Source organism: Enhygromyxa salina (genome assembly GCF_000737335.2).
Classification (GTDB): Bacteria; Myxococcota_A; Polyangia; order Nannocystales; family Nannocystaceae; genus Plesiocystis; species Plesiocystis salina_C.
On the sequence record NZ_JMCC02000106.1, the window covers coordinates 12150 to 26687 of the forward strand.

General features: G+C 68.5%; 11 protein-coding genes. 8 read left to right on the top strand and 3 right to left on the bottom strand.

Features of this window, described 5'->3' with window-relative positions:
• Positions 1-40: 40 nt before the first annotated feature.
• A complete protein-coding gene (locus DB30_RS32230) occupies positions 41-1651 on the bottom strand; it encodes a hypothetical protein (RefSeq protein ID WP_052556284.1) in 1611 nt (536 codons plus the stop codon).
• 60 nt (positions 1652-1711) lie between these two features.
• On the opposite strand from DB30_RS32230, the gene DB30_RS32235 reads away from it, so the two are divergent.
• Positions 1712-3085, top strand: a complete 1374-nt coding sequence (locus DB30_RS32235) for a spinster family MFS transporter (RefSeq protein WP_240480382.1) — start codon at positions 1712-1714, stop codon at positions 3083-3085.
• On the opposite strand, the gene DB30_RS41830 is transcribed toward DB30_RS32235, so the two are convergent.
• Complete coding sequence (locus DB30_RS41830) at positions 3082-3588, bottom strand: cupin domain-containing protein (protein ID WP_205633118.1); 507 nt, start codon at positions 3586-3588, stop codon at positions 3082-3084. The two genes, DB30_RS32235 and DB30_RS41830, sit on opposite strands and share 4 nt — an antisense overlap.
• A gap of 49 nt (positions 3589-3637) precedes the next feature.
• Between DB30_RS41830 and DB30_RS32245 the strand changes: the two genes are divergently transcribed.
• From DB30_RS32245 to DB30_RS32265, 5 genes are all read left to right on the top strand, one after another.
• On the top strand, positions 3638-5035 hold the full coding sequence (locus DB30_RS32245) for a trypsin-like serine protease (RefSeq protein ID WP_052556290.1): 1398 nt from the start codon (positions 3638-3640) through the stop codon (positions 5033-5035).
• 91 nt (positions 5036-5126) lie between these two features.
• Complete coding sequence (locus tag DB30_RS32250) at positions 5127-6608, top strand: trypsin-like serine protease (protein WP_146661570.1); 1482 nt, start codon at positions 5127-5129, stop codon at positions 6606-6608.
• 22 nt (positions 6609-6630) lie between these two features.
• A complete protein-coding gene (locus DB30_RS32255) occupies positions 6631-8586 on the top strand; it encodes a hypothetical protein (protein WP_052556295.1) in 1956 nt (651 codons plus the stop codon).
• Positions 8587-8597: 11 nt separating this feature from the next.
• Positions 8598-9566, top strand: coding sequence for a PA14 domain-containing protein (locus DB30_RS32260; protein ID WP_165704051.1), 969 nt, complete (start codon positions 8598-8600; stop codon positions 9564-9566).
• A gap of 2 nt (positions 9567-9568) precedes the next feature.
• On the top strand, positions 9569-11413 hold the full coding sequence (locus DB30_RS32265) for a glycosyltransferase family 39 protein (RefSeq protein WP_052556299.1): 1845 nt from the start codon (positions 9569-9571) through the stop codon (positions 11411-11413).
• 153 nt (positions 11414-11566) lie between these two features.
• Here DB30_RS32265 and DB30_RS41835 read toward each other — a convergent pair whose 3' ends face one another.
• On the bottom strand, positions 11567-12325 hold the full coding sequence (locus tag DB30_RS41835) for a hypothetical protein (RefSeq protein ID WP_205633119.1): 759 nt from the start codon (positions 12323-12325) through the stop codon (positions 11567-11569).
• Positions 12326-12680: 355 nt separating this feature from the next.
• On the opposite strand from DB30_RS41835, the gene DB30_RS32275 reads away from it, so the two are divergent.
• Positions 12681-14159 carry an amidase gene (locus DB30_RS32275; protein WP_052556303.1) on the top strand — a complete coding sequence of 493 codons (1479 nt, stop codon included), beginning with the start codon at positions 12681-12683 and terminating at the stop codon, positions 14157-14159.
• Positions 14156-14527 carry a hypothetical protein gene (locus DB30_RS32280; RefSeq protein ID WP_146661573.1) on the top strand — a complete coding sequence of 124 codons (372 nt, stop codon included), beginning with the start codon at positions 14156-14158 and terminating at the stop codon, positions 14525-14527. The genes DB30_RS32275 and DB30_RS32280 overlap by 4 nt, the downstream gene beginning before the upstream one ends.
• Positions 14528-14538 lie beyond the last annotated feature (11 nt).

Genomic DNA, 14538 nt, shown 5'->3' on the forward strand with positions numbered 1-14538 from the left:
GCTAGCCCTCTGGAGGATGTATGCGGGACCGCACGTTCGTTCATGGCTGTTGATTTTTGGAAGCGAACAGGCCCTCGCGGAGCCGGACATTGTCAATTGGGTTGGCGAGCAGACGTATATCGCTGGAGTCGATCTCGACCGCCAAGCGGTGCAGCTGCTCGACATCTGGTGGCGTGGACTTTGCTTGGAGGTGCCGAGCGACGATCTTGGACGGCGAGATCTCGCCGCGGAGCTCGCCTGCGGCACGCCAGCGCGCGACCTCGGCGTCCATCATCTCGAGCAACTCCTCGGCCGGCCAGCGCCGATGCTCGAGGGCGAGCTTCTGCAGCATCACGCACAGATCGTCGAGCGACCGCCGGCCACCCGATGCCGCGCGGATGCTGACGTCGAGATCGAAGGCGATCGCGGCGCCACCCCAGTACACGCGCCTGTAGCCGCCGCTGCTGCGCATGTTGTCGCTCGCGTGGGCGAGCGTGCGAAGCCCTCCACCGCCGCGGCGAAACCCGCGGGCCAGCGCGGCGAGGGCCAGACGGATCTGTTCGTCGTGGGCACGGTCTTCGCGGCTGTCAGCCGTGTTGGCGTTGTCCTCGGGCGGCGAAGACTCGCCGTCGCCGAGCAGACCTTGGCGCGCGCGAAGGATCTCTGTGTAGTAGGTGACGAAGCCCTCGGACATCCATGGGTCGGCGACCAACGGCATGCCGAGGTGCAAGAGCTCGTGGGTGGCGACCCACTCGCCTGGGAGCTCGGCATCGGTCGCGTCGCTGTTGAGGATCAGCATCACGCTGCCCCCTCCACCGCGGCGCGCCATGCCAAACATCACCGGGGCGTCACCCCAGCCCGCGGTGGGGACCACGACCACCGACACGCGCTCGCGTGGGAACCGACCATGCAGCTCGGCCGAGCTCAGCGCCGCGGTCCGCAACCACGCTTCGATGCCAGCGTCGCTGGCCGCTCGCTGGCCATCGAGGACGGCGACCTCGAACTCGCACTGCGCAACCGTGAACTCGATCGGTCGATACCGGCCCAAGGCGATCCACGCGTTCCAGCCGAAGGTGGTGTGATCGAGGCGCCGCCAGCCGTCAGCGCCGTCGGCCTCGCCAGCTGGTATGTGGGGCCACGGTACGGTGGCGGCGACGCCCTTGGGCAGCTCGAAGCGGGCCCGGGCGTTGATGTTGGCTGGGACCACGGCCGGGTACCAGAGCCAGCGATCGGGCGCGAGCATGATCGAGTCGCCGCGTCGTGTCGTGTCGCGTCCACCCGCGCGGACCGCTGCTTCGAGGTCGATCTCGAGATCGAGGCAGCCATGCTCACCTAGGGTCTCGACCACGAGATTCTGTCCGTCCCGCGCGAGCACCGGGCCGCCGCGGACCCGCGCGGAAGCCACAAACGACATCGCGTCACCCATGCTGCGCAGGCGGGTTGGCCGAGGGCCTTCGATGCACAGCCCCAAGTGCAGCTGCTCGAGCGCTTCGTCAACGCGGATCTCGTAGGACCAGCGGGCCGCGGCGCCCGTGCGCTCGGTGTCATCTTCCGCGGGTTGCGGGGGCTCGCTGGCCAGCTTGGGCGCGCAGCTGCACACGAACACGACGACCAGCAACAACAGCCATGAGGATGCGGCGCGGCAGGTGAAGCGCTGGGCTGAGGTCCACATTGGCGTGCGCCGCCGGAGTTTAGCAGCCGTGGCGCGCGAATCATGTGGGAGCATGCGCGCGTGAGCGGGACGACGCCCAGGCAAGTGACGCGCGAGCACGCGCTGGCCGTGCTGATCGTGCTGAGCGCGATCAACTTCGTCAACTACATCGATCGCTATGTGCTCGCGGCCGTGCTCGAGAGCGTGCGCGTGGACTTTGGCCTGGGCGACGCCGACGCCGGTCTGCTCGGGTTGATGTTCATGGTCGTGTACATGATCGCCTCGCCGTTCACGGGCTGGCTGGGTGATCGAAGCACGCGCAAGTACTTGGTCGCGGGCGGCGTCGCGCTGTGGAGCCTGGCGACGGTCGGCAGCGGCTACGCCGAGTCGTACGGGGAGCTCATGGTCTCGCGCGCGCTGGTCGGGATCGGCGAGGCTGGCTACGCGACCGTGGCTCCGGCGATGATCGCGGATCTGTTCGCGCCGCAAAAGCGCGGCCGGATGCTTGCCTACTTCTATTTGGCGATCCCGATGGGCTCGGCGCTGGGCTATGTGCTTGGTGGAGCTGTCGCCGGCAACTGGGAGGCCTTCGTCAGTCCCGAGCTGTTGCAGCTGCTGGGCTTGGCAGAGGCGGCAGATCCAGGCTGGCGGCTCGCGTTCTTGTTTGCCGGGGCGCCTGGGTTGTTGTTTGCGATCGCGGCCATGGCGTTGCCCGAGCCCGTTCGGGGCGGCATGGATGGCGACGCGGGCAAGGGCGAGGCCGGGCTCGACAATCCGTGGCTGGGGATCAAGCGATTGTTTCGCAGCCCAGGGTGGCGGGCGACGACCGGCGGCATGGTGCTGATGACCTTCACGCTTGGCGGGCTGGCGTTCTGGATGCCTACCTTTTTTCAGCGGGCGCACGGCATGGGCGCGGGCGAGGCGGGCACGGTGTTTGGTGGCGTCACGGTCGTGGCGGGCCTGATCGCGACCTTGGTTGGCGGGTGGCTGGGCGATCGAGCGTTCGCGCGCGGGCAGGGCGGGTACCTGCGCGTCAGTGGTTGGGGGCTGCTGCTCGGCGCGCCCGTGGTCCTGGGCATGGGGCTGCTGGGGCTGCGCGTCCCCGTGCTGGCGCTGACCTTCGTGGCCGAGTTCTTCTTGTTTCTAAACACCGGGCCGCTCAACGCGGCGCTGGTTGGGTGCGTGCCCGCGAACCTGCGCGCGAGCTCGATCGCCGTTAACGTGCTGATGATCCACGCGCTTGGGGACGCGATCTCGCCGTACTTGATCGGGGCCGTCTCGGAGGGGGTCGGGCCGGCGTTGGCGGGCAGCGTGTTTGGTGCCACCGCCGAGATCGCGGGCTTGCGCTTGGCCTTGATGGTGACCGCGGTGCCGCTGGCGATTGGTGGGTTGTGGTTGCTGCGTGGGGCGGGGGCGCTCGATCGCAACCCGCAGGGGCTCGCGGCGCGCGACTAAGGAGTTGGCGTCCAGGCCTGGTACTTCGCCGCTGGCTCCGGCCCCGCGAACACCTGCAGCCCGATCATCTCTGCGTCACCATTTTGAAAGCTGACCTCGGCGTTGGCCGGCATGTAGATCGTGGTGCCGGGCCCGAGCTCGTGGGTCTCACCGTCGATCGTCATGGTCCCGCTGCCCTCGAGCACGTGGATGTACTCCTCCGTTGGATCCCGGTGGACGGGAACGGCGGCGCCCGCGTCCATGCGCAGCCGGCCAAGGTAGGCGTTTTGGCCAAGCGCGAGGTGAGTGATCGTCGCCGTGCCGTTGGGCGCGACAAAGGAGGGCGCGTCGGCGAGCGCGACCACGGTGGCCTGGACGGCGCTCGGCTCGGCTGGCGCTGGATCGTTGGCGCCGCCGCCCTCCGCCGGGGCATCGGTCGCCGCCGAGGTCTGCAGCGCCACGCTGGTGCATGCGCCAAGCAAGAAAGTCAGGACCAGAGCGGCGGGGGACGAGGGGGAACGCATGGCGCAGCTTAGCGGCAAGCCCAGACGCTTGTCGCGGTATGGTGCGCCCGTGACGTTTCACCGCGCGACCCGGTGCTTGGGGCTGGCACTCCCGCTGGTGTGGGGGACGGCGAGCTCGGCGTTGGCGAGCCCGCCAGTGGACTCGCCAACGCCCCGCCCGCTGATCGCCGGTGGCGAGCAAGTCCCCACCTGCGGGTGGCCGACAGCGGTCGCCGTTGGGGGTGGGGGACAGTGCACGGGCACGTTGATCCATCCGCAGCTGGTCGTCTATGCGGCGCACTGCGGCGCGGGCAACAAGACCATCCGATTTGGTGAAGATGCGTTCGCGGGCGGCCGCGAGGTCGCGGTCGAGACCTGTCGGGTGTACCCGGGCTACGCGGGCGATCAGGATCAGGGCCACGACGTGGCGTACTGCAAGCTGCAGGCGCCGATCACCGAGTTCGCCGTGACGCCGCCGCTGTTCGGATGCGAGACCCAGCTGCTCGAGGTTGGCACCGAGGTCGCGCTCGCCGGCTTCGGCCAGGTCCTCGACGGCGATGGCAGCTCGGGGATCAAGCACTGGGGCGCGACGAGCTTGGTCGCCGTCACGCCAACCAAGAACACGACGCTGGTCGGCAACCCCAACCTCGCGAACACGCCGTCGATCTGCTCGGGCGACTCGGGCGGCCCCGCGTTCTTGCGGCTCGCCGATGGGGGCTGGCGGACCTTCGGGATCGCCTCGACGGTGGTCGGCCCGTGCGGCGGCTACGGGACCCACGCGAGCCTGCATGGGGCGATTGGCTGGATCGAACAAGACAGCGGGATCGACGTGACCCCGTGTCACGCGGCCGACGGCAGCTGGGCGCCCGGTCCTGCGTGCGCGGCCGCAAACAGCCAAGCACCCGGGGTTGGCAGCGGCAGCTGGGACGACTGGTGCAGCGGCACCCCAAGCGGGCCAGCGGCGACCACCTGCGGCCCGGCGTGGGATCAGTTCGACGCCAAGCTGCCGCCAAGCGTCCAGATCCTCGCGCCAAGCTCGGGCGATACCTTCTTGGAGGGCGCGGTGATCGATGTGCAGGTCGCCGCGGTCAAGCATCCCGACGGGTTCGCGGTCGCGCGCGTACATCTCGAGATCGACGAGGTCGCGAGCGTGACGGACGACAATGATCCCTGGTTGTTTGGTGGCGTGGGCTTGGCGGCGGGGTCCCACACGCTAGTTGCGATCGCCGAAGACTGGGCGGGCAACCGCGTCGAGTCGTCACCGATCACGATTGGGTTTGGCGACGTCGAGTGGCCGCCCGAGACCACGGACACCGACGCGGGCTCCGAAGACGACACGCCCGGGACCGACGGTGGGTCGGCGTGCGACTGCGCGACCTCGACGCGGGAAGATGTGCCGTTTGCGCTCTTGCTGTGGGTCTGTGTGGGTCTCGCGGTCCGTCGACGACTGGACAAGAACACGCGGTGAAATCCGCGTGGGCCTTGGTGCGCCCTGTTACGTGATAATTACAGTGTTTTGAGGTTGAGCCTCAAATACCCCATTATTCGCCGTAGCCATCATGCGTCTGCGTCCTACTCAACTACATAAACTCTCGTCGGTCGCGTTCCTCTCGTTCCTGTTGCTGCCCGTCGCGGCGCACGCAGGTGAACCGGAGATCGGAACCCCGGACCAGCCGCCGCCAAACCCCCATGTGTGGAACGGCGCCGAGACGGAGCCGTGCGCGTGGCCGTCGGTTGTGAAGGTGACCGGTGGTGGCTCGCTGTGCACCGGCTCGCTGATCCATCCCCGGGTCGTCATGTATGCGGCGCACTGCGGCGCGGAGGGCAAGACCATTGGCTTTGGTGACAGCGACAACAGCACCAAGAACAAGTCGACCGAGTACTGCAAGACCAACCCAAGCTACAACGGCGGGCAGAGCAGCGACTGGGCCTACTGCGTGCTCAACGAACCCATGACCGACGTCCCGATCACGCCGGTCGGGTTTGGCTGCGAGGTCGGCCAGTACTACGGTAACGGCGAGACGGTCGCCGTGGTCGGGTTTGGCAACAACGACGGTGACGACGGGGCTGGTCGCAAGCGCTGGGGCTGGACCTACATCTCGAACGCGAGCAACGGCCGGTTCGACGTGGGCGGCCAGGGCACCGAGACCATCTGCTCGGGCGACTCGGGCGGGCCGGCGTTCATTCGTTACGACGACGGGAGCTGGCACGTCTACGGCATCGCCTCGACCAAGAACGACAACACCTGCAGCGCGGCCAAGGGCACCCACTCGATGGCCGCCAACGCCGTCAAGTGGATCGAGCAAGACTCGGGCATCGACGTGACGGTCTGTCACGACATCAACGGCAACTGGGAGCCCGGTCCGCTGTGCGGGAACTTCTTCGATGGTGAGCCCGGCCTGTCGTACGGCTCGTGGAACACCTGGTGCGAGGACGCGACCGCGCTCGAGTGGAGCGCGACGTGCGGCTCGGACTTTGGCGAGACGGCGGAGCTCAACCCGCCCGTGCTCGAGGTCGTGGTCCCGTTTGATGGAGAGATCTTCGACGCCGAGCCGGCGATGTTCGACATCACGGTGACCGCCGAAGACGACAGCGGCCTGCCCGTTGACGTGCAGATCGAGATCGAGGGCATGCTGCAGGGCGCGGTCGTCAGCGAGAGCCCCGCGGTGTTCGCCGGCGCCGTGTTCTACTGCGGCGAGTACACGATCCTCGCCCACGGGACGGATTTTTGGGGCAACGTCAGCCAGTCGGAGCCGGTCACCTTCACGGTCGAGGGCGACTGCATGGACATGGGCGACGGCGACGGCGACGGTGATCCCGGGGACGGCGACGGTGATCCTGGCGACGGCGACTCCGGAGGGGAGACCGGAGCGGGTGACGCGGGCGGCGAAGAGTTCGGGGACACCGGGTTTGGGGCCGACGACGGGGGCACGATCACGCAGCTGACCTGCAGCTGTGAGATCGATCGCCGCGCGCCCGCGGGCGGTGCGTGGCTCGGGTTGGGGCTCTTGGGTCTCGGCCTGCTGCGTCGGCGTCGCTAAAGCGGTAATCTCCGCCGCCCCGATGGCTCCGTCCCCGTCACAGCGCGTCAACCAGCGCCTCGCGCACGCGTGCGACCGGCTCACCCCGAGCGACGGTCCACGCTGGGACCTCGGCTTCGATCTAGCCAGCGCCGCCGTCGGTGCGGTGGTCTTGCTGCTGATCGCCATGACCTTTGGTGACTACGGGATCACCTGGGACGAGACCTGGCACCTCAACTACGGGCGCCACGTGATCCACTGGTACGCCTCGCTGTTCGCCGACGAGGCCGCGCTGACCTACCGGGCGGACTACCTGTACGGCGGCAGCTTCGATGGCCTGGGCTACCTCGCCCGGCAGATCTCACCGCTGGGCAAGTACCCCACGATCCACCTGTTTGGGGCGCTGGTCGCCTGCTTTGGGCTGCTGGGGACCTGGAAGTTCGCGCGCTTGCTCGGCGGGCCCGCGGCCGGGTTCGTGGGCCTGGTGATGCTGGTGCTGACGCCGGTCTGGTACGGGCACATGTTCAACAACCCGAAGGACATGCCCTTCGCGGTTGGCTACGTGTGGGCGCTCTACTATGAGGTGCGGATCCTGATCAGCATGCCGGCCGTGCCGCGGCGCGAGTGGGCCAAGGCATCGCTGGCGCTCGGCGTCGCGATGAGCGTGCGCATCGCGGGGCTGCTGACGCTCTGCTACCTGTTCATGCTCGTGGGCCTGTGGGTGCTGTGGCGCGCCCGCGAAGCTCGGGACGCGCGGCTGATCCCCCGCTACCTGCTGCGCTTCTCGCCCAAGTTGATCGGGACCACGATGGGCGCGTGGGCGCTGATGTTGGTGTTCTGGCCGTGGGCGCAGCTGTCCCCGCTGCGGCGGCCGCTGATCGCCCTCTCGACCATGTCCGCGTTCAACCTGCACGAGCGCGGCATGCCCTTCGGCAGCCGGCGGATCTCTTCGTTGTCGCCGCCGGGTGACTACCTGCTGCGCTACTTTGGCTTCAAGCTGCCCGAGCTGGTGCTGCTCTTGGTGGTGGGCGCGCTTGGGGCGTTCATCGTGCGGGCGGTGCGGCTGCGCAAGCAGACCAAGCGCAAGCAGCAAGCCGCCGATTCCGGCGAGGTGGTCGAGGGCGCGAGCAAGGACGAGCGTCGGCGGGTCGCAATCGGCGGCTTCTTGGTGTTCGCGATCTTGTTCCCGCCGCTCTACACGATCGCCAAGCGCTCCCCGCTCTACGACGGCCTGCGCCACTTCTTGTTCTTGGTGCCGATCTTCACCGTCATCGCGAGCGTGACCTTGACCCGGCTGGTGCGGTTGCTCGCGGCGCGCTCACGGGCTGCGTCGTGGAGCGTGCAGGCGCTGGTGTTGGCCTACTGGGTGCGCATGATCCTCGCGATGGTGCACCTGCACCCGCACCAGTACTTGTTCTTCAACGCCTTCGTGGGCCGGTTGCCCGGGGCGTACCTGCACTACTCCACGGACTACTACGGCAACACCTACAAAGAGGCGTTCGAGACCCTGCGGGAGCACCTGTGGCGGACCGAGCGCGAGCGCTACTTGGCCGGGCCCTACGTGGTCTCGGCGTGTATGCCCGACTTCATCGCGCGCGAGTACTTGGGGTCGAATTTCATTCTTCACCAGAGCGGTGGCCCCCCGGCGGAGTTCTGGCTCGGCTACACCCGCAACAATTGTTACCTCAAGCACGACGAGCACCCGGAGCTCACCCGGGTCGAGCGCGAAGGCACGCTGCTCGTGTTGATCCGAGACTTGCGCAGCGATGAGCGGCGCGGCGAGGTCTCGACGTCACGGCCTGCGACGCGGGCCAAGCCCAAGCCAAAGCCGAAGCGGCCCCCCGCGAAGCGGCCGCCAGCCAAGTCCACGCCGAAGACCGCGCCGAAGACCGCGCCCAAGACCGCGCCCAAGCCAACCCCAACGACCGTGCCCAAGACCAAGACCAAGCCGAAGCCACAGCCCAAGTCGTCTGCTGACGCGGCGAACCAGGACCGCTGATGGGAGCGCCGATGGCCAGTCCCGCACAAACACCCGTCAAGCTCGTGGCGCAGCCTGGTTGGGACGAGCTGTGTCGCGCGGCCGACGACCTCCACGCGGCCGAGCTGCTCCTCGAAGATCCGCTCGCGCCCGCGCGCACGGCGGTTCCGCATCTCCAGGGGTTTTGGGAGGCCATGCTGGCGGCGGGTCGCGCAGCGCAGATCGGAGCCCCGAACGCGGCCGATCCCGGGGAGTGGCTGGGCGGCGAGATCGCTGGGCTCGACGCACGCACGCGCGAGCAGCTCGCGGCCCACTGGCGGGGCCTGTCCGCACAGGCCCCGGTCGCGCAGCTCGAGCGGCACGCTCGCGCGGCGCGTCAGCTGCTGCAGACCCTCGAGCCGGTCATTGGCGGCGGCCCGCTTCGCACCCGCAAGCGCAGGATCTTGTGGACCTGCGTCGGGCTGCTGATGCTGTTCACGCCGCTGGCGATCTACGTGGCGCTGACCGCCGAGATCGAGGGCGAGGGCCCGTGGCGGGCCAGCTATTTCGCCGACCGCAAGCTCGAGGGCTCGCCGATCCACCAGCGCGAGCTGAGCGTCGACCACGACTGGGGCAAGGACGCGCCACACGAGGCCGTGCCCCCCGACAAATTCTCGGTTCGTTGGGACACCTGCCTGCGGATCGACGACGAGCAGACCGCACCCGTGATCCTCCAGATCAACGCCAACGACGGGGCCCGGGTGTTCGTCAACGGCGAGTCGCTGATCGACGGATGGGAGCGCGACTCGGGCACGCGTCGACGCGGCATCGGGACCGGCGAGGTCACCCTGGCGCCCGGCCTGCATCACCTGCGGGTCGAGTACTACGAGAGCATGGGGTCGGCCTCGATGAAGCTCGCGGCGGCGTTTGACGACAACGCACCAGGGCCGCTGTCGCCGGATCGGCTCGTGTACCCCGGCGACGCGTTCGACGAAGACGACCCCTGCGCGGCGGTGGAGTAGGGGTGTCCGCGCGCGACCAGGATCCTCGTCGCCACCTGCTGGCGCTGTTGTTGCTGCTTGTGTGCGGGGCGCTGCTGTGGACCAGCGAGCGCGACCGCAGCGTGACGGCGGACGAGCAGCTGCACATGATCCGCGGTCACGCGTTTTGGTGGACCCACGACACCCGCCTGAGCTACGCCCACCCGCCGCTGGCCAACGCGATCACCAGCTTGCCCTACGCCGGCCGCGCCAAAGATCCGTGGGGTCTGGGCGTCCATCCCGACGGCGAGCCCCGTGAGCTCCGCGCGCGCTCGCTCGACCCCGAGCTCACCCACGCCGAGGCGATACCGCTGCTGTCGGGCTGGGATGACGAGCAGCCGCTGTACGTCTCGACCGGGTATTTTCGTCACGACTTTCCAACCGCCAGGGCCGAGCTCACGGGTGGCCGGCGGATGATGATGTTGTGGACCCTGGCGCTGGGGCTGTTCATCTATGTGTGGTGTGAGCGGCGCTGGGGTTGGTTGGCGGCGATCATCTCGCTTGGGCTCTACACCGTGCACCCGACGCTGCTTGCTCACGGGCGCTTGGTGACGACCGACATGCCGATGACCGCGATGGCCTTCGCCAGCGTCGCGGCGCTGATCGGCTGGATCGAGCGGCCGGGCTGGGATCGGGTCGCGCTGTTTGGTCTGGCGAGCACGCTGATGGTGCTGAGCAAGCACAGCGGGGTCGCGTTTGTGGTGGTCATGAGCGCGATCGTGCTGGGCGCGGCGTTGGGCGGCTTCGGTGGGTTTGCGCCCGCGGCCACGAGCAGCGCGGCGAGCGGGCGTGCCCGCGCGCGACGGGTCGCGCTGGTGGGCGCCCAGCTGGTGCTGGTCGCCGCCGTGATGATCTTGGCGCTCGACGCGATCTACATGTTCGACCGGGTTGGGCTCAGCGTCGCGCAGATCCTCGCCGAGCCGGAGCCGCACAATTGGATCAGCGACAAGTTCGACGACCAGATGCTCGAGCGCAGCCCGCTAGCGAAGCTGCCGTCGAGCTGGCGCCTGCCGTTTCCGTATACGTGGCTGGTGGGGGTTGCGACCGTGTCGGTCCAAAACGGGATGGGCCACGGCCACTATTTCTTTGGCATGCGGGCCCACGCCGGGCATCCGCTGTACTTCCCGGTGATGATCTTTGCGAAGACGCCAACCGGGCTGCTGGTGCTGCTGGTGGCGGGCGCGGGGCTGGTCATCGCGCGGGCGCGCGCGGGCCTGCGTCCAAGTCTGGGAACCAGCGTGCTCGTGCTGTTCAGCGCCGTCACGCTCGCGAGCGCGTGCGCGTCGAGCATCAACATTGGGGTTCGTCACGTGTTGCCGCTGATGCCGATCATGATCGTGCTCGCCGGCCGCACGGGGCAGCTGCTGATCGAGCGCGCTTCGGGGGTCCCCAGGTGGTTGGCGGCGGGTCGCCGGGCTCCGGCGTTGGTGCTCGCGTGCTTGCTGGGTTGCGCCGGCGGGGCAGCGTGGACCTTTCCTGCCTGGCTTGGTGACTTCAACGCGGTGGTTGGCGGGCCCGCGGGCGGGCACCGGATCAGCGTGATCGGAGAGGACTGGGGCCAGGATCTGGGCGACCTCGCGACCCTCGCGGAGCAGCAGGGCTGGACGCAGATCACCTACAACACGAGCTTCCCCCTGCGTCGCGAGGAGCTCGAGTCTCGCGGGTTGAAGGTGCGCAAGATCGGCTGCGACAAGCCCTACGCGGGGCCCGATCCGGTCGTGATCCATCTGAGTGACTGGGTCCGGCGGCGCCAGTGTTTCGCGTGGCTTGGTGAGCGCGCGCCGAGCTTCGTCGTCAACGAACACCTGCTGGTGTTCACGCCCGAGTGAGCCCTTGCGACGAGTACCTTAGCGAGTGCTGCGACGGCGGTGGGCCGGATGCCTCTCAGACCGGGAGGGTGCGGGCTCTGGGCGGGCAGGCAACGCAAAAAATAGGCGGCCGCCACCGGTTGGTGGGGCCGCCTCGCGTGGTTGGGATCCGACTCAGCCGAGCGGGTTGCCGTCGAAGTCGCCGATCTTCAATGGATTGGAGTGCTTGGACTCGGTGGGCTTGGGCTTGGGCTTGGGCGTCGATTTGGGCGTGGACTTGGTCGACTTGGGCGTGGACTTGGTCGACTTGGGCTTGGTCACCTTGACCGGCTCCGGCTCCGGCTCTGGCTCGGGCTCGACTTCCGGCTCTGGCTCCGGCTCCGGCTCCGGCGCGGCTTCCGGCGCCAGCTCGTCGACATTGTCAGCTTCACTCGCCTGCGCCTCAGTGACCGCGATGAGGTCCGCGGGGTCGGCAGCCCGGGCGACGGCGTCTTCTTCGCCGATGAAGGTGAACCCGAGGAACGCCACCAGCGCGGTCGCTGCTGCTGGGATGCTCCACTCGAGGAGCCGACGCCCGGGCCGCTCGACGACTGGCATGGACTCGATCGTGGCGAGCCGCAGGCGCTTGGCTTCGAGCTCGGCTTGGTAGCGAGCGAGCCGCTCGTGGTGGAGCGCTTGGGCCTGGGCGGTCATCTTGGCCCGGGTGCGCGCTTGGGTCATGCGCAGGTTGTCTTGCTGGCGCTGCACACGTGCGCTGGCTCGGGGGCGCTCGGCGAGCAGGCGCCCACGAAGGTTGTTGATATCGCTAGCTTGCTGGTCGAGGCGTCGCAGCGCGCCATGTTTGGCGCTGGCAAAGGCGGCTCGGTCGCGCTCGAGTCGGTCGAGCTCGGCGATTGCGAGCACGACCGAGCAATCTTGGGTGTCATGCTTCATCGTCATCGCATACTCCGACGGGTCGCAGTTCGAATCGGTTCAGATCAAATCGATATTGGTGGCTAATTCAAGCTACGAGCGCCGGTGTGTCTCGGTGCCGTTGGGAGCATGATCACGGCGTGTAAAGCGACCGGTTGATTCCCCTAATTCGTTGAAATTGGCTGCGCAGTGGATCTTCGGGGGTGGCTAGAGTATCCGCCGCTGGCCAGTGAAATGCGTCGGCGCGCGCGAGGGCCTGTCCTCATTGAAACCAATGACGGCTCAGCGAGCGCGCAATTATATACACATACCATGGCAGGCCTCGCGCCGCCCGAGCGCGTTCCCTCGCCGGGCAGAGTTGGGTACAACCGGGGCGATGTCCGTGGCCGACCCGCTCTCGATGTCCGCCCTCGAGCTCGCCGCTGCGATCCGAAGCCGGCGGCTGAGCGCGCGCGAGGCCGTGGGCGCCCACGTCGACCACGCGCGGGCGGTCAACCCCACCCTCAACGCGATCGTGGTGGATCGCTACGAGGCGGCGCTGCACGAGGCCGAGCTGGCCGACGCGCGCCTCGAGCGGGCGGGCGCAGACGTCGAAGCTCTGCCGCCGCTGCTTGGGGTTCCATGCACAATCAAGGAGTCCTTCGCCTACGCCGGCTTGCCGAACAGCTCGGGGCTGCTGCGGCGCCGCGACGTGATCGCCAGTGAAGACGCGACCACGGTCGCGCGGCTCAAGCAGGCCGGGGCGATCTGCATCGGGCTGACCAACGTGTCCGAGCTGTGCATGTGGATGGAGAGCAACAACCGGGTCTACGGTCGGTCCAACAACCCCTACGATCCGCGCTGCATCGTTGGCGGCAGCTCGGGTGGCGAGGGGGCGATCGTGGGCGCTGGCGCCTCGCCGTTTGGGCTTGGGGCAGACATCGGCGGCTCGATCCGCATGCCCGCGTTCTTCTGCGGCGTGTTCGGCCACAAGTCTACCGGCGGGCTCGTGCCGGGCACGGGCATGCATCCGCTGTCCGAGAACGAGGCGCTGCGCTACCTCGCAACCGGACCGATCACCCGCCGGGCCACGGATCTGATGCCCTTGCTGCGGATCCTCGCGGGGCCAGATGGCCACGACCACGGCGTGATGCCGCTCGAGCTGCGTGACCCCGAGTCGGTCGATCTGGGCGCGCTCGAGGTGTCTGTCGTCGAGGACAACGGCAAGACCCCCGTTGACCACGAGCTGCTCGAGTCGCTCGAGCAGGCCGCGGACATCCTCGAGGGGCTTGGCGCCAAGGTCCAGCGTCGGCGCATGCCGGAGCTTGGCCGCGGGTTTGATCTGTGGTCCTCGGCGATGGCGCTGGCCGCGGACACACCCTTTCGGGAGCTGCTTGGTGAGGGGCAGGCGATCCCGGTCGGGCGCGAGCTGCTGCGCTGGGTGTTTGGTCGTTCGCAGCACACCTTGCCCGCGCTGGTGCTCGCGGCGGTCGAGGACTTCCGCCCGATCATCCCCGCGATCGAGGAGCAGCGCCGGCTGGTCGCAGAGGCCATGGCCCTGCGCGCGCAGATCGACGCGCAGCTGGGCGCGCGCGGCGTGCTGCTGTTTCCGACCCACCCCCGCCCAGCGCCGCGCCACTACGCTCCGCTGCTGCGGCCCTTCGATTGGGTCTACACTGCGATCTTCAACGTCATGGAGCTGCCCGTCACACAAGTGCCCATGGGGCTGAGCCAAGCCGGGCTGCCGCTGGGGCTGCAGGTCGTGGGTGGCAGCGGCAACGATCACGTGACGATCGCGGCCGCGTGCGCGCTCGAGCGTGAGCACGGCGGCTGGGTGCGGCCGCCTGCAGGTCCCGCCGTGGGGAGCTTGGCGTGAGCGAAGCACCGCGACGCGCCTGGCCAGCGATGCTGTGCCTGGGCCTGATCACGCTGGTGCTCGTTGGGGCGCCGTGGGCCTTCAAGTTGTTCAGCGCACCAGCGATCGGCCAGCCCTGTGGCGGCGGCTTTGACTGTGAGGCGCTCGATGGCCGCTGCGTCGTCGGTGAGAAGGGCAGCTACTGCACGGTCGTCTGCGAGGCGGACGAGGACTGCCCCGGCGGCGGCTACTGCGGGCTGCCGCCGCACGACACGTGGCGGCTGTGGTTCGCCGCGAGCCCAATGAGCGAGCGCGTGTGCGTGCCGCATGACACGAAGAAGCCTCGGCCCAAGCCAGCCCCCAAGCCAATCCCCAAACCAGGCAAGTAGCTTGTCAGGGG

Bases quoted from the DNA above. Each gene is read 5' to 3' on its own strand.
- DB30_RS41835 (WP_205633119.1), bottom strand. From the start codon at position 12,325: ATGAAGCATGACACCCAAGATTGCTCGGTCGTGCTCGCAATCGCCGAG.
- DB30_RS32275 (WP_052556303.1), top strand. From the start codon at position 12,681: ATGTCCGTGGCCGACCCGCTCTCGATGTCCGCCCTCGAGCTCGCCGCT.
- DB30_RS32250 (WP_146661570.1), top strand. From the start codon at position 5,127: ATGCGTCTGCGTCCTACTCAACTACATAAACTCTCGTCGGTCGCGTTC.
- DB30_RS41830 (WP_205633118.1), bottom strand. From the start codon at position 3,588: ATGCGTTCCCCCTCGTCCCCCGCCGCTCTGGTCCTGACTTTCTTGCTT.
- DB30_RS32255 (WP_052556295.1), top strand. From the start codon at position 6,631: ATGGCTCCGTCCCCGTCACAGCGCGTCAACCAGCGCCTCGCGCACGCG.
- DB30_RS32260 (WP_165704051.1), top strand. From the start codon at position 8,598: ATGGCCAGTCCCGCACAAACACCCGTCAAGCTCGTGGCGCAGCCTGGT.
- DB30_RS32230 (WP_052556284.1), bottom strand. From the start codon at position 1,651: ATGTGGACCTCAGCCCAGCGCTTCACCTGCCGCGCCGCATCCTCATGG.